Annotated in this window: 19 protein-coding genes; 12 read left to right on the top strand and 7 right to left on the bottom strand. The window is 69.6% G+C overall.

Going from position 1 to position 18,356, the window contains the following annotated elements:
* The first annotated feature begins 106 nt into the window (after positions 1–106).
* The 5 genes from trpS (at position 107) to FDP22_RS17895 (ending at position 3,450) form a co-directional block, all read left to right on the top strand.
* Positions 107–1,132: a tryptophan--tRNA ligase gene (trpS, locus tag FDP22_RS17915; RefSeq protein ID WP_138575867.1), complete on the top strand. Its 1,026-nt coding sequence runs from the start codon at positions 107–109 to the stop codon at positions 1,130–1,132.
* 1 nt (position 1,133) lies between these two features.
* Positions 1,134–1,640, top strand: a complete 507-nt coding sequence (locus FDP22_RS17910) for a GNAT family N-acetyltransferase (protein WP_138575868.1) — start codon at positions 1,134–1,136, stop codon at positions 1,638–1,640.
* A gap of 122 nt (positions 1,641–1,762) precedes the next feature.
* On the top strand, positions 1,763–2,323 hold the full coding sequence (locus FDP22_RS17905) for a NifU family protein (protein WP_138575869.1): 561 nt from the start codon (positions 1,763–1,765) through the stop codon (positions 2,321–2,323).
* A complete protein-coding gene (tsaB, locus tag FDP22_RS17900) occupies positions 2,313–2,972 on the top strand; it encodes a tRNA (adenosine(37)-N6)-threonylcarbamoyltransferase complex dimerization subunit type 1 TsaB (RefSeq protein WP_138575870.1) in 660 nt (219 codons plus the stop codon). Before FDP22_RS17905 ends, tsaB begins: the two co-directional genes overlap by 11 nt.
* 70 nt (positions 2,973–3,042) lie before the next feature.
* On the top strand, positions 3,043–3,450 hold the full coding sequence (locus FDP22_RS17895) for a GNAT family N-acetyltransferase (protein ID WP_138575871.1): 408 nt from the start codon (positions 3,043–3,045) through the stop codon (positions 3,448–3,450).
* Positions 3,451–3,586: 136 nt separating this feature from the next.
* On the opposite strand, the gene rpmE is transcribed toward FDP22_RS17895, so the two are convergent.
* The 4 genes from rpmE to carB form a co-directional block, all read right to left on the bottom strand.
* Complete coding sequence (gene rpmE / locus FDP22_RS17890) at positions 3,587–3,808, bottom strand: 50S ribosomal protein L31 (RefSeq protein ID WP_138575872.1); 222 nt, start codon at positions 3,806–3,808, stop codon at positions 3,587–3,589.
* Between the two features lie 118 nt (positions 3,809–3,926).
* Positions 3,927–4,526: a thymidine kinase gene (locus FDP22_RS17885; RefSeq protein ID WP_138575873.1), complete on the bottom strand. Its 600-nt coding sequence runs from the start codon at positions 4,524–4,526 to the stop codon at positions 3,927–3,929.
* Positions 4,527–4,818: 292 nt separating this feature from the next.
* Positions 4,819–5,535, bottom strand: a complete 717-nt coding sequence (locus FDP22_RS17880; RefSeq protein ID WP_138575874.1) for an EAL domain-containing protein — start codon at positions 5,533–5,535, stop codon at positions 4,819–4,821.
* Positions 5,536–5,867: 332 nt separating this feature from the next.
* On the bottom strand, positions 5,868–9,107 hold the full coding sequence (gene carB / locus FDP22_RS17875; protein ID WP_138575875.1) for a carbamoyl-phosphate synthase large subunit: 3,240 nt from the start codon (positions 9,105–9,107) through the stop codon (positions 5,868–5,870).
* Between the two features lie 261 nt (positions 9,108–9,368).
* On the opposite strand from carB, the gene FDP22_RS17870 reads away from it, so the two are divergent.
* A complete protein-coding gene (locus tag FDP22_RS17870; RefSeq protein WP_205910816.1) occupies positions 9,369–9,836 on the top strand; it encodes a hypothetical protein in 468 nt (155 codons plus the stop codon).
* A gap of 57 nt (positions 9,837–9,893) precedes the next feature.
* Here FDP22_RS17870 and FDP22_RS17865 read toward each other — a convergent pair whose 3' ends face one another.
* Entirely contained in the window at positions 9,894–10,799 is a 906-nt protein-coding gene (locus tag FDP22_RS17865; RefSeq protein WP_138575876.1) for a pirin family protein, read from the bottom strand.
* Positions 10,800–11,157: 358 nt separating this feature from the next.
* On the opposite strand from FDP22_RS17865, the gene rsfS reads away from it, so the two are divergent.
* From rsfS to FDP22_RS17835, 6 genes are all read left to right on the top strand, one after another.
* The gene (gene rsfS / locus FDP22_RS17860; RefSeq protein WP_138575877.1) at positions 11,158–11,526 is read left to right on the top strand and encodes a ribosome silencing factor; all 369 of its coding nucleotides are present in this window, start codon (positions 11,158–11,160) and stop codon (positions 11,524–11,526) included.
* 4 nt (positions 11,527–11,530) lie between these two features.
* The gene (gene rlmH, locus FDP22_RS17855; protein ID WP_138575878.1) at positions 11,531–12,001 is read left to right on the top strand and encodes a 23S rRNA (pseudouridine(1915)-N(3))-methyltransferase RlmH; all 471 of its coding nucleotides are present in this window, start codon (positions 11,531–11,533) and stop codon (positions 11,999–12,001) included.
* Between the two features lie 434 nt (positions 12,002–12,435).
* Positions 12,436–13,959: a 2,3-bisphosphoglycerate-independent phosphoglycerate mutase gene (gene gpmI / locus FDP22_RS17850; protein ID WP_138575879.1), complete on the top strand. Its 1,524-nt coding sequence runs from the start codon at positions 12,436–12,438 to the stop codon at positions 13,957–13,959.
* Positions 13,956–15,098, top strand: a complete 1,143-nt coding sequence (locus FDP22_RS17845; protein ID WP_138575880.1) for a murein hydrolase activator EnvC family protein — start codon at positions 13,956–13,958, stop codon at positions 15,096–15,098. Before gpmI ends, FDP22_RS17845 begins: the two co-directional genes overlap by 4 nt.
* Entirely contained in the window at positions 15,095–16,417 is a 1,323-nt protein-coding gene (locus FDP22_RS17840; RefSeq protein WP_138575881.1) for a S41 family peptidase, read from the top strand. Before FDP22_RS17845 ends, FDP22_RS17840 begins: the two co-directional genes overlap by 4 nt.
* Before the next feature lie 76 nt (positions 16,418–16,493).
* Positions 16,494–16,988 (top strand): RNA pyrophosphohydrolase, encoded by a 495-nt coding sequence (locus tag FDP22_RS17835; RefSeq protein ID WP_138575882.1) that lies wholly within the window; start codon positions 16,494–16,496, stop codon positions 16,986–16,988.
* Positions 16,989–17,168: 180 nt separating this feature from the next.
* On the opposite strand, the gene FDP22_RS17830 is transcribed toward FDP22_RS17835, so the two are convergent.
* Together FDP22_RS17830 and FDP22_RS17825 are read right to left on the bottom strand one after the other, a co-directional pair.
* Positions 17,169–17,507: a tRNA-binding protein gene (locus tag FDP22_RS17830; protein ID WP_138575883.1), complete on the bottom strand. Its 339-nt coding sequence runs from the start codon at positions 17,505–17,507 to the stop codon at positions 17,169–17,171.
* Between the two features lie 64 nt (positions 17,508–17,571).
* A complete protein-coding gene (locus FDP22_RS17825) occupies positions 17,572–18,036 on the bottom strand; it encodes a phasin family protein (protein WP_138575884.1) in 465 nt (154 codons plus the stop codon).
* Positions 18,037–18,356 lie beyond the last annotated feature (320 nt).

Here is an 18,356-nt window from a genome sequence, read left to right as displayed (position 1 = left end):
GTCCGGCGCCTCTCCCCGGGAGGGCGGTTCCGCCGCGCGAACGGTTGACCAGCCGACCCTCCGCGCGCGATAACCGCGCTCCAACTGATCTCAGGAGTGTCCCGACATGACGCAAGCGGTCCACACGCGGCGTATCTTCTCCGGTGTCCAGCCCACCGGAAACCTCACCCTCGGCAATTACCTCGGCGCGGTGAAGCGCTTCGTCGAGATGCAGGACCAGGACTGGCAGACGATCTACTGCGTCGTCGACCTCCACGCGATCACCGTCTGGCAGGACCCCGAACAGCTGCGCCGCGCCACGCGCGAACTGGCCGCCGCCTTCCTTGCCTGCGGGCTCGACCCCGCGCGCTCCATCCTGTTCAACCAGTCCCAGGTGCCCCAGCACGCGCAGCTCGCCTGGATCTTCAACTGCGTCGCCCGCCTCGGCTGGCTCAACCGCATGACCCAGTTCAAGGACAAGGCCGGCAAGGACCGCGAGCGCGTCTCCACCGGGCTCTACGTCTACCCGAACCTGATGGCCGCCGACATCCTGCTCTACCACGCCACCCACGTGCCGGTGGGCGAGGACCAGAAGCAGCATGTCGAGCTCACCCGCGACATCGCCGCCAAGTTCAACAACGATTACGGCGTGCCGGATTTCTTCCCCATGCCCGAGCCGGTGATCGAGGGCACCGCCACGCGGGTGATGTCGCTGCGCGACGGCACCAAGAAGATGTCGAAATCCGACCCCTCGGACATGAGCCGCATCAACCTCACCGACGATGCCGACGCCATCTCCCAGAAGATACGCAAGGCCCGGACGGACCCCGAGCCGCTGCCCTCGGAGATGGACGGTCTGGAGGGCCGCGCCGAGGCCCGCAACCTGGTGAACATCTACGCCGCGCTCTCCGGCCTCAGCCCCGAGGCGGTGCTGGCCGAGCATGGCGGAAAGGCGTTCTCCGAGTTCAAGCCGGCGCTGGCGGATCTCACCGTCGCCTCCATTTCCCCGATCTCGGCGAAGATGCGCGAGCTGATGGGCGACGTGGCCGAGATCGACCGGATCCTCGGGCGCGGCGCCGACCAGGCTGCGGAGATCGCGGAGCCGATCCTCGCGAAGACCTACGAGATCGTCGGAATGGTGAGGAGCCGCTGACATGACCCCCCGGATCCGCCCCGAAGAGCCCCGCGACACCGCCGCCGTGGCGGCCCTTGTCGCGGCGGCGTTCGGGCGACCGGGGGAGGCGGCGCTGGTCGCGGCCCTGCGCGGCAGCGGCGAGGTCTCGCAGGCGCTGGTGGCCGAGACGGACACGGGCACGCTCTGCGGCCACGTGATGTTCAGCCCGCTGCGGCTGGTCTTCGCCGAGGCGGAGCTTGCGGCGCAGGCGCTGGCCCCGGTCTCCGTCTCGCCGGATCACCAGCGCCGGGGCGTCGGCGCGGCGCTGGTGCGCGCCGGTCTGGCGGCGGCCGCGGGCCCGGTGCTCGTGCTGGGCGCGCCGGAGTGGTATTCGCGCTTCGGCTTCTCCTGGGAGGCGACGAGGCCGCTGATCTCGCCCTTCCCCTGGGCGGGCCGGGCCTTCATGGCGTTCGACCCCGAGGGCGTGCTCACGGGGCGCGAACACGGCCGGGTGCATTACCCGGAGGCCTTCCGCCTCGTGGCCTGAGCCCCCTCCGGCCGGCGGTTGCGGCGGGGCCGCGGCCCGGACAGATTTCGCCAGTTTGGAATCATTCTTGATTTCCGGCCTCCGAAGGCTCACATTACGGCTCGAAACCGGAGGCTCGACTCATGTTCATCCAGACCGAATCCACCCCGAACCCGGCCACGCTGAAGTTCCTGCCCGGCGAGACCGTCATGCAGGCCGGCACGGCCGATTTCCCCAGCTCGGACGCAGCGGCCACCTCGCCGCTTGCCCGGCGCATCTTCGATGTCGAAGGCGTGTCCGGAGTGTTCCTCGGCCAGGATTTCGTCACCGTCACCAAGTCCGACCTCGTGGACTGGGCCCATATCAAGCCGGCCATCCTCGGCGCGATCATGGAGCACTTCCAGTCCGGCGCGCCCGCGATCGAGGGCGACAACTCCGCCTCCGGCCATGCCGAGCATGACGGGCCGGACGGCGCGATCGTCAGCCAGATCAAGGAACTGCTCGACACCCGCGTGCGCCCGGCCGTGGCGCAGGACGGTGGCGACATCACCTTCCACGGCTTCGAGCGCGGCGTGGTCTACCTGCACATGCAGGGCGCCTGCGCCGGCTGCCCGTCCTCGACCATGACCCTGAAAATGGGCATCGAGAACCTGCTGCGCCACTACATCCCGGAAGTGACCGAGGTGCGGCCCGTTGCCGCCTGAACCACTGCTTCTGGCCTTCGACACATCGGCCGCGCATTGCGCGGCCGCTTTGCTTTGCGGTGAGCGTGTGGCGGCCAGCCGCACCGAGCCCATGGCCCGCGGCCAGGCCGAGCGCCTGGTGCCGCTGCTGGAGGAGGTGCTGGCCGAGGGCGGTGCCCGCTGGGCGGACCTGGCCGGCATCGGCGTGTGCACCGGGCCCGGAAACTTCACCGGGGTGCGGATCTCCGTGGCCACCGCGCGCGGGCTGGCGCTGTCGCTGGGCCGGCCGGCCATCGGCGTGAGCCGGCTGGAGGCGCTGGCCGCGGGCCATGACGGGCCGGTGCTCGCACTGGTCGACGCGCGGCAGGGCCGGTTCTACGCGCAGCTCTTCGGCGCCGGCGCGGCCGAAGCGCCCCGGATGACCGATGCCGACACGCTTGCCGCCGAAACCTGGCCGGACGGGCTCACGATCGTGGGCGCGGAGGCGGAGCCGCTCGCCGCCCGGCTGGGCGCGCGTGCGGCGGGGCAGGGCGATGCGCCCGATCCAGTGGCGCTGGCCCGGATCGCGCTGAGCCGCCTTGCCACGCCCGGGCCGCGCCCGGCGCCGCTCTACCTGCGCGCCGCTGATGCCGCGCTGCCCTCCGAGCAGCCGCCGGTGATCCTGCCGTGACCGCGCTTCGTGACCCGCGCCCGGCGCCCGATGCGCGGTGCGCGCCGTGACCCGGACGGACAGCCCTCCCATGACCCCCGAGGCGATGGCGCTCCTGCACGCGCAGTGTTTCGACGCGCACCCGCGCCCGTGGAGCGCTGCGGAATTCGCCGATGTGCTGTCACTCGGGGCCTGGCAGGTGAGCGTGCCGGGGGGCTTCGCGCTCGGCCGGGTGGCGGGCGGCGAGGCCGAGCTGATCACCCTCGCCGTGGTGCCGGAGCGGCGGCGGCAGGGGCTGGCCCTGCGCCTGCTGACGGCCTTCGACGCCCGCGCCCTGGCCGACAGGGCCGAGGAGGCCTTCCTCGAGGTCTCCGAAGCCAACGCGCCTGCCCGCGCGCTCTACCTGCGTGCCGGCTGGGCGCTGGTGGGCCGGCGCTACGGCTACTACGGCCGCGGCGCGCAGAGGGTGGACGCGCTGGTCATGCGGCGCAGTTACTGAGGCCGCGCATCCGGGCCCCGGCGCCGCGGCGCGGGCCGGCCGGAATGCGCCCCTGCACCGCTGCGCGCGGGGCGGAACGCGCAAAGGCCCGCGCGGGGGCGCGGGCCTTCGGGCAGTGTCGGCAAGGCCGAATGGCTCAGAGCTCGAGGCCGGCGTACTTGCTCTTGAACTTCGAGACGCGCCCGCCGGTATCCATCAGCTTGGTGTTGCCGCCGGTCCAGGCCGGGTGCACGCTCGGGTCGATGTCGAGGGTGAGAGTGTCGCCCTCGGAGCCCCAGGTGGAGCGCATCTTCACGATGGTGCCGTCGGTCATCTTCACGTCGATGAAGTGATAGGCGGGGTGCAGGTCTTTTCTCATGGCCACTGGTCCTGTGCTCGCCAGACTGAGCGGGGTGGAGCGTCATGCCCGAAGCCCCGTCGCCCGGCAGGAAACGGAAAGCCGCCCTATAGCGGATGCCCGGTGCGGGGGCAAGGGCTCAGCCGGGCCCGGGCGCCGCGCCGGTCCGGGCCTCCGCCACGGCGGCCCGCCAGTGGCGGCGGCACAGCGGTTCGTAGCTGTCATTGCCGCCGATCTGCACCTGCGCCCCGTCGGCCATGGCCCGCCCGGCGGCGTCGCGGCGCACCACCATCGTGGCCTTGCGGCCGCAATGGCAGATGGTGCGCACCTCGCGCAGCGAATCGGCCAGGGCCAGCAGGGCCGCGGAGCCGGGGAAGAGCTGCGCGCGGAAATCCGTGCGCAACCCGTAGCACATCACCGGCACGCCGAGATCATCCGCCACCCGCGCGAGCTGCCAGACCTGCACCTCGGTGAGGAACTGCGCCTCGTCGACCAGCACGCAGGCGATGCCCTTGCGGGCGGCGGCGCGGGCGAAGAGGTCGTCGCCCGGCGCGAAGGTTTCCGCCTCGGCCGCGATGCCGATGCGCGAGGCGATGCGCCCCGCCCCGGCGCGGTCGTCGAGCGCTGCGGTGAGCAGCAGGGTCGTCATGCCCCGCTCACGGTAGTTGTGCGAGGCCTGCAGCAGCACGGCAGACTTTCCCGCGTTCATCGAGGAGTAGTTGAAATAGAGCTTTGCCATGTGCTGCTGATTGCCCAAAGCCGCGAAAAGCGCAAGCGGCCGGATGCATGGGGGACCCTTTCGCGATCGCACTTGCAGCGCCGCACACCACCCCCGCCTGCCGCCGGGCCGACAGCGGATGCACATCGGCTGCTGCCGCATGGCCGCGCGCGTGCCCGCAGCCCGCAATCGGAGGTCTGGTTGGAACCGGGAAGGGGCTGGGCCGTGCCTCCGTGGCCCGTCGCGCCGGGCCGCGCGCCTCCCTTGCGGCGACGGACTGCCGTGGGGCCCGCCCGGCATGCCGGCGCGGCGGTCAGCCGATCAGGCGCATCATTTCGGTGATGCCGGCGGAGATCTCATGCGCCTGAACCAGCCGGCCGGTGCTGGGGCGGGCGATGAGGTAGCCCTGTACCAGGTGGACGCCGAGGTCCGCCACCTCGTCCAGTTCCTCGGGGGTTTCGATCCCCTCGGCCACCGCCAGGATGCCGAGATCGCTGCAGATGCGCAGGGTGGCGCGGACGATGCTGCGCCGGGCAGGGCTGCTCTCGATCCCGCGGATCAGGTGCATGTCGAGCTTGAGGATGTCGGGCTGCAGGTCCGCCAGCAGGCCGAGCCCGGCGAATCCGGCGCCGAAATCGTCGATGGCGATGCGGAAGCCGTGCCGCCGGTACTCCGAGACGATGGCCAGCAGGTGGTCGGTGGAGCGGATCTGCTCGCCCTCGGTGAACTCGAAGATCAGGTTTTCCGGCGGGAAATCCGCCTTGTCGGCCGCCCAGAGGGTGCGCCGGATGCAATGCGCCGGCTCGTAGACGGCGTTGGGCAGGAAGTTGATCGACAGCGCCCCGTCAAGCCCCAGCTCCGCCGCGCATTCGATGGCGCGGGTGCGGCAGAGCTGGTCGAAGTTGTAGCGGTTCTCCTCCGTCACCTCCGCGAACACCTCGGAAGGGGGCTCGAAGGCCGGGCCGCGCACCAGCGCTTCCTGGGCGAAGATGCTGCCGGTGGAGAGGTCGAAGATGGGCTGGAAGGCCATGTTGAGCCTGAGGGGGAAGGTGGCAGCCTCCCGCTCCGTGCACCGTTCGCAGGTCAGCGCGGATATCCCGCCGGGGGGAGACCCGCAGCCGGTGGCCGGAGGTTCCTCCGCGAGGCCCGGGGGCTCCGCCGGCGCATCCGGGCCCTCAACCGCGGCAGGCACCGACCCGCTGCCCGCCGGGGGAGAGCCCACCCCCCCGAGAATACTTGCCATGCGTCTGCCCACGGTGCTGCCACCGCCCCTGATGAACCCCATTCCCCGGCCTCCCCGCCTGTTCCCGGCCAGTGTGGCCGGGGAGGGGTTAACGAAAGCCTCACGGGTTGGGGGCAGGATCAGAGCCGGGCGTATTCCTGCAGCGAGAGCACCTCGATGCCGCCCTCGCGCTCGTTGCGGATGGCGCGGGCCGCCGCGCGCGCGCCGGCGGCGGTGGTGTAGTAGGGGATGCGCGAGTAAAGCGCGATGGAGCGGATGTCCTTGCTGTCATTGATGGACTGGGTGCCGTCGGTGGTGTTGAACACCAGCGCCACGCCGCCGTCCTTCATCCGGTCCACGATGTTCGGCCGGCCTTCGTAGACCTTGTTGATCCGCTCCGCCGCGATGCCGTCCGCGGCGAGGAACTTCGCGGTGCCGCCGGTGGCGAGCAGGGTGAAGCCCATGTCCGCGAGGGTGCGCGCGGCGTCGAGGATCATCTCGCCCTTGTCCGCGTCCTTGATCGAGATGAACACGGTGCCGCCGGCCGGCAGCTTCACGCCCGCGCCCATCTGGCTCTTGAGGAAGGCGCGCGAGAAGTTGGTGTCGATGCCCATCACCTCGCCGGTGGAGCGCATCTCGGGCCCGAGCAGCGTGTCGACGCCCGGGAAGCGGGCGAAGGGCAGCACGGCTTCCTTCACCGCCACGTGGCGGGTTTCCGGCGCCTTCAGCTCGAAGGCGGAGAGCTTCTCGCCCGCCATCAGCCGTGCGGCGATGGAGGCGATGGGCGAGCCCACGGCCTTGGCCACGAAGGGCACGGTGCGCGAGGCGCGGGGGTTCACCTCCAGCACGTAGATCACCCCGTCCTTGATGGCGAACTGCACGTTCATCAGCCCGACCACCTCCAGCCCCAGCGCCATGGCGCGGGTCTGGCGCTTCAGCTCGGCGATGGTCTCGGCGTCGAGCGAGTAGGGCGGCAGCGAGCAGGCGCTGTCGCCCGAATGCACGCCGGCCTCCTCGATATGCTCCATCACGCCGGCCACATGCACGTCGGTGCCGTCGCACAGCGCGTCCACGTCCACCTCCACCGCGCCGGAGAGGTAGCTGTCGATCAGCACCGGAGACTTGCCGGAGACGACCACCGCCTCGCGGATGTAGCGCTCGAGCTGGGCATCCTCGCGCACGATCTCCATCGCCCGGCCGCCCAGCACGTAGGAGGGGCGGATCACCACCGGGTAGCCGACCTCATGCGCGATGGTGAAGGCCTCTTCGGCGGAATGGGCGATGCCGTTGCGCGGCTGCTTCAGGCCGAGCCGGTTCAGCAGCTGCTGGAAGCGCTCGCGGTCCTCCGCAAGGTCGATCGCGTCGGGCGTGGTGCCCAGGATCGGGATGCCCTCGGCCTCCAGCGCGCGGGCCAGCTTCAGCGGCGTCTGGCCGCCGAACTGCACGATCACCCCGTGCAGCGTGCCGTTCGACATCTCGACCCGCAGGATCTCCATCACCGATTCGATCGTGAGCGGCTCGAAGTAGAGCCGGTCCGAGGTGTCGTAGTCGGTCGAGACGGTCTCGGGGTTGCAGTTGACCATGATGGTCTCGTAGCCCTGCCCGGTGAGGGCGAAACAGGCGTGGCAGCAGCAGTAGTCGAACTCGATGCCCTGGCCGATCCGGTTCGGCCCGCCGCCCAGGATGACGACCTTCCTCGCGTCCGAGGGCCGGGCCTCGCATTCCACCTCGCCCATCGCATCGGCTTCATAGGTGGAATACATGTAGGGGGTCTGGGCCTCGAACTCGGCCGCGCAGGTGTCGATGCGCTTGAACACCGCGACCACGTCGAGCGCGTGGCGGGCGTGGCGCACGGCGTCCTCCTCCATGCCGGTGAGCATGCCGAGCCGGGCATCGGTGAAGCCCATCATCTTGAGCGCGCGCATGCCCGCGGCCTCGGTGGGCAGGCCGGTCTCGCGGATGCGGGCCTCCTCCTCGACGATCTCGCGGATGCGGGCCAGGAACCAGGGGTCGTAGGAGGTGGTGGCGTGGATGTCGTCATCCGACAGGCCCTCGCGCATCGCCTGGGCGATGATGCGCATCCGGTCCGGCGTGGCGCGGGTGAGTGCGGAGATCATCGCGGCGCGGCGGTCATCCCCCGGGATGATCACCTCGTCGAAGCCCGACAGGCCGGTTTCCATCGAGGCGAGCGCCTTCTGCACGCTTTCGTGGAAGGTGCGGCCGATGGCCATCGCCTCGCCGACCGACTTCATGGCGGTGGTGAGCTCGGCCTTGGCGCCGGGGAACTTCTCGAAGGCAAAGCGCGGGATCTTGGTGACGACATAGTCGATGGTGGGCTCGAAGGAGGCGGGCGTCACCTTGGTGATGTCGTTGTCCAGCTCGTCGAGCGTATAGCCCACGGCGAGCTTCGCGGCGACCTTGGCGATGGGGAAGCCCGTGGCCTTGGAGGCCAGCGCCGAGGAGCGCGAGACGCGCGGGTTCATCTCGATCACCACCATGCGCCCGGTGGAGGGCTGGACCGCGAACTGCACGTTCGAGCCGCCGGTCTCCACCCCGATCTCGCGCAGCACCGCGATCGAGGCGTTGCGCATCATCTGGTATTCCTTGTCGGTGAGCGTGAGGGCCGGGGCGACGGTGATGGAATCGCCCGTGTGCACGCCCATCGGGTCAATGTTCTCGATGGCGCAGATGATGATGCAGTTGTCCGCGGTGTCGCGGACCACCTCCATCTCGAATTCCTTCCAGCCCAGCAGGCTCTCGTCGATCAGGATCTGGCTCACCGGGGAGGCATCGAGGCCCGAGCGGCAGATGGCCTCGTAATCCTCGCGGTTATAGGCCACGCCGCCGCCGGTGCCGCCCAGGGTGTAGGCCGGGCGGATGATGGCCGGCAGGCCGACATGCTCCAGCGCGTCGAGGCATTCCTGGATGGTGTTGGCGATGGTGGCCTTGGGGTTCTCCAGGCCGATGCGGTCCATCGCCTCGCGGAAGAGCTTGCGGTCCTCGGCCATCTCGATGGCCTCGCGCTTGGCGCCGATCAGCTCGACGCCGAACTTGTCGAGCACGCCCATGTCGGCCAGCGCCAGGGCGGTGTTGAGCCCGGTCTGGCCGCCCATGGTCGGCAGGATCGCGTCGGGGCGTTCCTTCTCGATGATCTTGGCGACGACCTCGGGGGTGATGGGCTCCACATAGGTGGCATCGGCCATGCCCGGGTCGGTCATGATGGTGGCGGGGTTGGAGTTCACGAGGATGACCCGGTAGCCTTCCTCCTTCAGCGCCTTGCAGGCCTGGGCGCCGGAATAGTCGAACTCGCAGGCCTGACCGATCACGATGGGTCCGGCGCCGATGATCATGATGGAGGAGATATCGGTTCTTTTCGGCATTCCGGCTCTCGTGCTGCTGGGCCCCCTGCGCCGGGGAGCGCGGAAGCGGTTGGATTCGTACCCGTCTGCAAATTGGGGTGGTTATAGTCGGCAGGTGCGCAGGCGCAAGGCCGCATGTGGGCAGCGAGAAGCTGCTTCTGAGCTCACCCTGCGTAGAAAGGGAGCGATTCCGGATGCAGAACAGGCGGTCCCTTGACCTGAACGCGAAGGTCTGCGCTGCTTTGCGGACAGGCGCAGGACAGAGACGTTCAGGTGAATTCCATGACACCCAAGGAGCTACGCCGACGCGTCGGGAAGCTTGATCCCGGTACGCCACAGCACCAGGAGCTTGCGGCCGCGCTGAGAGAGGGAGCCGGATACGGCAAAGCCTGGTACAGGCATCAGAAGGAACATTGGTTGGGGTGGTTGGCCGAATATGACGGCCCAGGCGCCTATGGCCGCACTCCCGACATGTCGCGTGATGCCCGGTACGTCTACAACCACATTCAATGCGCGCCCATGTTGTTCTGGCTGGCTGAAGCGCTCCAGGTCGAACAGCAGAAACTGTCGGCTGCATTCGATGCCGTTCTGGCGGCTCCGAAGAGGAACGCAAGTCAGTGCGCCGCCCTTCGGAGACACATCCCCTGGGAAGATATCGAAGTCCGGTTGAACCAGAAGGCCCCCGGCGGTGTGCTGAGCACGATCCACACCGCCTCCAGAGCAATCAAGTCTGCATTGCGCAAGGGGTAGCTCGCCCGAGGTGCTTCCGTCCGGAGGACGGCCGACGGAGTCGGCCGCCGCGGTCTCTCACCGGATGAACTTGCCCGTCTGCAGTTCCTTCACCGCCTGGCGCAGCTCCGCCTCGGTGTTCATCACGATGGGGCCGTACCAGGCCACCGGCTCCTTGATCGGCTTGCCGGAGACCAGCAGGAAGCGGATGCCCTTGTCGCCGGCCTGAACCACAACCTCGTCGCCCCGGTCGAACACCACCAGCGAGCGGTTGCCCGAGGTTTCGCGCACGTGGACCTCGCGGCCGTCCGGGGTTTCCTTCTCGGTCAGCACGCCGAAGGGCGCGGAGGTGTCGCGGAAACTGCCCCAGCCGGCGAAGATATAGGCGAAGGCGTGGCGCTCCACCTCCACCTTGAAGGTCTTGCGCTTGCCCGGCGGCACGGAAATGTCGAAGTAGCGCGGCTCGGCGGCGATGCCGTCGACCGGGCCGCCGATGCCCTTGTACTTGCCGCAGACCACCCGCACCACGGTGCCGTCATCGTCGGTCAGAACCGGGATCTCGGCGGAGGGCACGTCCTGATAGCGCGGGTCGGTCATCTTCAGGCGGCGCGGCAGGTTGGCCCAGAGCTGGAACCCGTGCATCTGGCCGGCCGCGTTCCCGCGCGGCATCTCCTGATGCATGATCCCGCGCCCGGCGGTCATCCACTGCACGTCGCCGGCCTTCAGCATGCCCTTGTTGCCCAGGCTGTCGGCATGGTCGACCTCGCCGGCCAGCACGTAGGTGATGGTCTCGATGCCGCGATGCGGATGCCAGGGGAAGCCCTTCTCATAGGTGCCGCGGCGGTCGTTGCGGAAATCGTCGAGCATCAGGAACGGGTCCACGCCCTCGAAGTCGCCATAGCTGAAGGCGCGGTGCAGGTGGACGCCGGCGCCCTCCCGGGTGGGTTTCGAGATGGTGGAGGCGCGGACGGGGCGGATGGACATCGGTGGTCTCCCTTCGCGGCGCGCCGGGGGGCTTGCGCCGGGTTTCCCCGCAAAGATGGCCCCCGGGGCAGGGCGGGTCCAGTGCCGGCAGGGTGACGGATTGTTTCCCGAACGTGGCCGGAAGCCCGGAATCCGCGCCATCCGGTGCGGATTCCGCCCGTCACCGCGCCGGAGTGTTGCCCGGAATCCTCCGCAACGGCCCGTGGCGGGGGGCACGGGTTGAGAGGGGCGGGGATTTCCACTACATTATAGCTGCGTCCGGCGCCGGGGCGACATGGCGGCGCGCTACCAGGAGGATACCGTTCTGTCCGAACGTGTTGATGCGGGCGCAGAACCCGCAGTTGCAAGGGCCCCAGCCATGAAGGCCAGTGCATTGGGAAGCGACGAGATGCTTGCCCTGATTCTGTCCTCGCTCGATGACGACAAGGCCGAAGACATCGTGCAGGTGGACCTGCGCGGGAAATCGTCCGTTGCCGACTACATGGTCATCGCCACCGGGCGGTCCACCCGTCAGGTCGCGGCCATGGCCGAGAAGCTGATGGACCGGGTGAAACAGACCAGCGGCGAGTCGCTGCGCGCCGAGGGCATGGAAACCGCGGACTGGGTGCTGATCGACGCGGGCGACGTGATCGTCCATGTCTTCCGCCCCGAAGTGCGGGACTTCTACCAGCTCGAGAAGATGTGGATGCCGCAGGGTGACAGCGCGCGGGTCGGCGCCTCCGCCTGACCGCATGCGCATAACCCTCGCCGCCGTCGGGCGCCTGCGGGCCGGCCCGGAAGCCGACCTCGTGTCCGAATATCTCACCCGGTTCGACCGCAGCGGCCGGCCGCTGGGCCTCGGCCCGACGCGGGTGGCCGAGGTGGAGGACCGCAAGGGCGGCGGCATGGCGGCCGAAGCGCAGCTTCTGCGCGCGGCAGTGCCGCAGGGCGCCGCCCTCTGGGTGCTGGACGAGCGTGGCCGCACCCTCGATTCCCCCGATTTCGCCGGGCGTCTCGCGACGCTGCGCGACGATGGCACGCGCGACCTGTGCCTGATGATCGGCGGCGCCGACGGGCTCGACCCGGAGTTGCGCGCGGAAGCCGGCTTCGCGCTCTCCTTCGGCAAGATGGTCTGGCCGCACATGCTGGTGCGGGTGATGGTGGCCGAACAGCTTTACCGCGCGGCCTCCATCCTCGCCGGGGCGCCCTACCACCGCGCCTGAGCGGCAGGGCGACGCCGCCCTCCCGCACTCCGCGCTGCAGTCTCCCCCGCCGGCTTCCGGCGCATTCCGCAGGCCTTCGATGCACCACCCGATCGCGCAGCACTGTTTCCGCGAAGCGGCTCCACCGTGCGAAGCGGCTCCATCGAGCGGAGCGGCTGCACCGTGCGGCGCGGCTCCAGTGAGCGAAGCGGCTCCACCGTGCGGGGCGGCTCCGATGCGCGGAGGCGGCTCCGTCGTGCGGCACGCCTCCGCCTCACGCGAGGTGCCCCGGCGCCCCGGGGGGCGCCACCCGAAAGGCTGCGATGCAGGTGGCGGCCCCTCCACGCGGGCCTTCCGCGCCGCCGGAGGCTTCCTTGCCGCGGGCGTGTCTTGCCCCCGCCGGGAGGGAGGTCTAGGACTGGCGCAGACCCTCTCACTTCCGGAAAGGCGTTTTCATGACCGTGCCGAAACCCGTCGTTCTCTGCATCCTTGACGGCTGGGGGCTGAGCCCCTCGCGTGAGGCGAATGCCGTGGCCCTTGCCGACACCCCGAACTTCGACCGGGTGATGGCCGGGTGCCCGAACAGCACCCTCACCGCGCATGGGCCCGCCGTCGGGCTGCCCGAGGGGCAGATGGGCAATTCCGAGGTCGGTCACACCAACATCGGCGCCGGGCGCATCGTGTGGATGGACCTGCCGCGCATCGACAAGGCCATCGACGATGACGCCTTCGACGACATCGCCGCCCTGCAGGCGCTCATCGCCAGGCTGAAGGAGACCGGGGGCACCGCGCATGTGGCCGGCCTCGCCTCGCCCGGCGGGGTGCACGCCCACCAGCGCCACATGGCGCGGCTTGCCAACGTGATCGCCGCCGCCGGGGTGCCGGTGGCCGTGCATGCGTTCCTCGACGGCCGCGACGTGGCGCCGAAGAGCGCCGGCGGGCAGATCGCCACGCTGGAGGCCGCGCTGGAGGGCCCGGCCATCGCCACGCTCTGCGGTCGCTTCTTCGCCATGGACCGCGACAAGCGCTGGGACCGGGTGCAGGCCGCCTATGAGGGCATGGTCGCGGGCACCGGCCATGCGGTCGCCAGCGCGGCGGAGGCCATCGAGGCCGGGTATGCCCGCGGCGAGACCGACGAGTTCATCGAGCCCAGCATCCTCCCCGGCTACTCCGGCATGCAGGACGGCGACGGGCTGGTGTTCATCAACTTCCGTGCCGACCGGGCGCGCGAGATCCTCACCGCGCTGCTGGACCCCGCGTTCGACGGCTTCGCGCGCAGCCGGGTGCCCGCCTTCGCCGCCACTTGCGGCATGGTGGAATATTCCGACGCGCTGAACCCGTTCATGCCGGCGATGTTCCCCTCCATCGAGATCGTGAACACCCTGGGCGCCTGGTGCGAGCGCCATGACAAGACCCAGTTCCGCCTCGCGGAGACGGAGAAATACCCGCATGTCACCTTCTTCCTCAACGGCGGGGTGGAAACCCCGGCCCGGGGGGAGGACCGCTACATGGCCCCCAGCCCGAAGGTGAAGACCTATGACCTCGCGCCCGAGATGTCGGCGGCCGAAGTGGCCGACCAGCTTGCCGGCGCCATCCGCGGCCAGAAGCACGACCTGATCGTGGTGAATTTCGCCAACCCCGACATGGTGGGCCACACCGGCGATCTCGGTGCCGCGATCCGCGCCTGCGAGGCGGTGGACAAGGGCGTGGGCCAGGCGCTGGAGGCGCTGGAGGAGGTGGGCGGCGCCATGCTGCTCACCGCCGACCACGGCAATTGCGAGGTGATGGTGGACCCGGAGACCGGCGGCCCCCACACCGCCCACACGCTGAACCCGGTGCCGGTGGTGCTGATCGGCGGGCCGGAGGGCGCGACGCTGCGCTCCGGCGGCAAGCTCGGCGATCTCGCCCCCACGCTGCTCGCCCTCATGGGCCTGCCGCAGCCGGAGGAGATGACCGGGGAAAGCCTGATCGCGTCATGAGGGCGGCGCGCGCCCTCGCGCTCGGCGCGGCGGTGCTCCTGGCCGGGGCGGGCGGGGCGGCGGCGCTCGAGGACCCGATCTCCCAGGCCGGCCGCGCCGCGGACAAGGTGACGGCGGCTGCCGCCAACCTGGCCGCCGCCGGCGATTCGCAGAACCGGCTGGCCGCCTATGGTCAGGCGGTGCAGGCCTATGAGGCCGGGCTCGCGGCGGTGCGCGACGGGATGCGCGCGCTGTCCGGGCGCATCTCCGAGCTGCAGGCGCGCATCGACAGCCGGAGCGACGAGCTGTCGAACATCCTCGGGCTGCTGCAGATCGTCGAGCGCTCGCCCACGCCGGTGCAGCTGCTCCACCCCTCCGGGCCGCTGGGCGCCGCGCGGGCGGCGCACCTGATGGCCGACATCTCGCCGGCGCTGGAATCCGAGCTCATCCAGCTCCAGACCATCCTCGCGGAGATGGAAGCCCTGCGCGAGAGCCAGGACAAGGCCCGCGCCAGCCTGCGCGCCGGGCTGGCCGGGGTGCAGAACGCCCGCGCCGCGCTGGCCGAGGCGCTGTCCGAGCGCACGCCCGGCCCGGCGGCGGACCCGGGCGAGATCGACGCGCTGCGCTCCGGCGCCATCTCGCTGCGCGATTTCGCCGAGACGCTGAAGGACGCGCCGGGTGGCGGCCTGGAGGACAGCCATTTCGAGACGGCCAAAGGCGCGCTGCACCTGCCGGTCGCCGGCAAGCTGCTGCGCGGCTTCGGGCAGAAGGACGCCTCCGGCCTCGCCCGCCCCGGCATCATCCTCCAGGCCCCCGCGCATGCCATCGTCACCACGCCCTGGCGGGCCACGCTGCGCTATGCGGGGGAGTTTCTGGACTACGGCGAGATCGCGATCCTGGAGCCGCAGGAGGGCTACCTGCTCATCCTCGCGGGGCTGGGCAGCATCGACCGCCGGGTGGGCGAGGTGCTCGAAAAGGGCGAGCCGGTGGGCACGCTCGGGGGCTTGCAACCGGATGCTGAAGAATTTTTGATCGACGGCACGGCAGGAAACCGCGAGATTCGCTCCGAAACCCTTTATATGGAACTCAGGATCGACGGTGAGCCCGTGGACCCCACGACGTGGTTTGGTCTCGCACCGGAACAGGAAGGATCACAATGAAGAAGTTCGCCTTTGCCGCCATCGGTGGCGCGCTGGCGGGAGCCGTCGTCACCACGCAGTTCGTGGTTCCGGTGGTTGCCCAGGAGAACACCGACCAGAAGAGCACCTACGAGTATCTGGACCTGTTCGGCGACATTTTCGAGAGGGTGCGCTCCTCCTATGTCGAGGAAGCGAGCGACAAGGAACTCATCGAGGCCGCGATCAGCGGCATGCTCACCTCGCTGGACCCGCATTCCTCCTACCTGCCGCCGCAGGATTTCGACGACATGCAGGTGCAGACCAAGGGCGAATTCGGCGGCCTCGGCATCGAGGTGACGATGGAGAACGGCTTCGTGAAGGTGGTCTCGCCCATCGACGACACGCCCGCCTCCGAGGCAGGCCTGCAGCCGGGAGACTACATCACCCACCTCAACGGCGAATCCGTGCTGGGCATGAACCTCACCGACGCGGTGGACCAGATGCGCGGCCCCGTGGGCTCCGAGGTGAAGATCACCGTGGTGCGCGAGGGCGTGGACGACCCGTTCGAGGTCACCCTGGTGCGCGACACGATCAAGATCCGCGCCTCCCGCGCGAGGCTGGAGGGCAACGTGGTGGTGCTGCGCGTGACCACCTTCAACGAGCAGACCTATGACCAGATGGCCGAGGGCATCAAGGAGCAGGTGGAGAAGGCCGGCGGCCTGGACAATGTCTCCGGCTTCGTGCTCGACCTGCGCAACAACCCCGGCGGGCTCCTGAACCAGGCCGTCGCGGTGTCCGACGCCTTCCTCGACAAGGGCGAGATCGTCTCCACCCGCGGTCGCGACCCGCAGTCGGGCGACCGCTACAACGCAACCGAAGGCGATCTCACCGGCGGCAAGCCGCTGGTGGTGCTGATCAACGGCGGCTCCGCCTCGGCCTCCGAGATCGTGGCCGGCGCGCTGCAGGATCACCGCCGCGCCATCCTCATCGGCGCGAAGAGCTTCGGCAAGGGCTCGGTGCAGACCATCATGGCGCTGCAGGGCGAGGGGGCCATCCGCCTCACCACGGCGCGCTACTACACGCCCTCGGGCCGCTCCATCCAGGCGCTGGGCATCGAGCCCGACATCCTGGTGGAGGAGCGCACCATGCCGAGTTCCGAGGAAGACAAGCCCGTCCCGGGCCGCTCGGAAGCCGACCTGCGCGGTTCGCTCGCCAGCGCGATGACCGAGGAGGAGCGCAAGCAGTTCGACGAGGAGCGCGCCCGCGTGGAGGCGACCGCGAAGCTGCGCTCGCAGGATCTCCAGCTCGCCTATGCGCTGGACGTCCTGAAAGGCCTTTCGGTCATCCAGCCGGAGAAGTAATCTCTGCTCGCGGAGGGGGCGGCGCATGCGCGGGCCCCCTCCGCAGGCCGAATTGCTTGCCCCGGAAGGATCGCCGATGCCTCACCTCACCGCAGAACAGATCGCCGAACTGCCCTACAGGCCCTGCGTGGGCCTGATGATCGTCAGCCGGGATGGCCGCATCTTCGCCGGTCAGCGCATCGACAACCCGACCCCCGCCTGGCAGATGCCCCAGGGCGGCGTGGATGACGGGGAAGACCCGCAGGAGGCCGCGCTGCGCGAGCTGTGGGAGGAAACCGGGATCACGTCCGACAAGGTCGAGATCCTCGCCGAGACCCGGGACTGGATTCCCTACGACCTGCCGCATCACCTGGTGCCGAAACTGTGGAAGGGGCGCTATCGCGGCCAGAAGCAGCGCTGGTTCCTGCTGCGCTTCCTGGGCACCGACCACGACATCGACATCGCCACCGAACACCCGGAGTTCAACCGCTGGACCTGGCTGGAGCCCGGGGTGCTGCTGGAGAAGATCGTTCCCTTCAAGCGCGACACCTACCGCCGGGTGATCGAGGAATTCCGCGAACTCGTGGGCTGAGGCCCCGACAGGCCGGGCAAGGCAAAGGGCGCGGCGCCGCAGGGGTGCCGCGCCCTTTTTGCTCTCTCCGGGCCGGGCACGGCGGCCAGCACGAGGATCGGGCTCGGAGGTCGGGCCCTGGCGGACCCATGACGCCGCGAGCCCCGGCAGGGCGGCCCGACCGTGCGCCGGGCGCGCGTGTCAGTGCATGCGCCCGCCGGTGGGCACGTCGCGTTCGGGGCTGAGCAGGACGATGTCGCCGTTGCGGTCCGGCACCCCGAGCACCAGCACTTCCGAAAGGAAGCGGCCGATCTGCCGGGGCGGGAAGTTCACCACCGCCAGCACCTGCCGTCCGGGCAGGGTGTCGGGGTCGTAATGCACGGTGATCTGGGCCGAGCTGCGCCGCTCGCCGATCTCGTCTCCGAAGTCGATCCAGAGCTTGATGGCGGGCTTGCGCGCCTCGGGGTAGGGCTCGGCACGAGTGATCGTGCCGACGCGTATATCGACCTTCAGGAAATCGTCAAAGCTGATCTGATCCATCTGTCCTCCTCGTGACGGGGAGGACTAAACCGCCTGCCCGGGGCCGGGGCAAGCGGAGAGTGGATCACTTCTTCTGCAGCTTGGACGCCATGTCCTGCAGCTCGGCGACCGATTCCTTGATGCGTGCGGACACGATCGTGTAGGCGTCGGCATTGGCCTTCTGGGCGGTCTCGGCCAGCATCTTCATGTTGGCGAGCGCCTTCTGGACCGCGGCCTTGGTGAGCTCGGTCTGGGCGGCGGCGGACTCGGGGGAGAGCTTGGACGCGTCGAACCCCTTCATCTGCTTCTGGGCCTCGGACATCGTCTCCTCGAAGATCGCGACCTGCTTCTTGAACAGATCCTGGTAGCCGGCGGCGGCAGCCTTGTTGGCCTCCACGAGCGCGTCCATGTTCTTCTTCTGGGTGGCCATAAGCTCTTCCGGGCTCACCGCAGGGAATTTCATGTCAGACATCATCTTGCTGAAATCCGGGGTTTTGAACATTTCCATCATCTTCTCTGTGTCGAACGGAAACAGGTTCTTGTCGAACATATGAGCTCTCCTCGTGGTTGATTCTCTCCGACGATCAATCTGGTGTGCTGCAATGCGGTATTCAAGGGGTTTTTGTTGCAGCGCACAAAACGCCTCGGTTCCCGCACCCCCCGCGATGCCCCACGCGAGGCCGTAAGCGCCCGCGCGGCCGCGGCCGCCGCAGCCTTCAGCCCGCCGGGGCACCGGGCCGCGCCACGCCGGCCCCGCCAGATCGGAGCGCCCGGATCAGCGCCGCGGCCATGCCCCCGGGCCGCCGCACAGGGCGTGGCTCCGTGGCGCTGTGGAGGCACGGGGACGGGACGCCGGGGCGCCTCCGCCTC

This window comes from Paroceanicella profunda (assembly GCF_005887635.2).
Lineage (GTDB): Bacteria > Pseudomonadota > Alphaproteobacteria > Rhodobacterales > Rhodobacteraceae > Paroceanicella > Paroceanicella profunda.
This window is presented reverse-complemented; position numbering and strand designations above follow the sequence as displayed.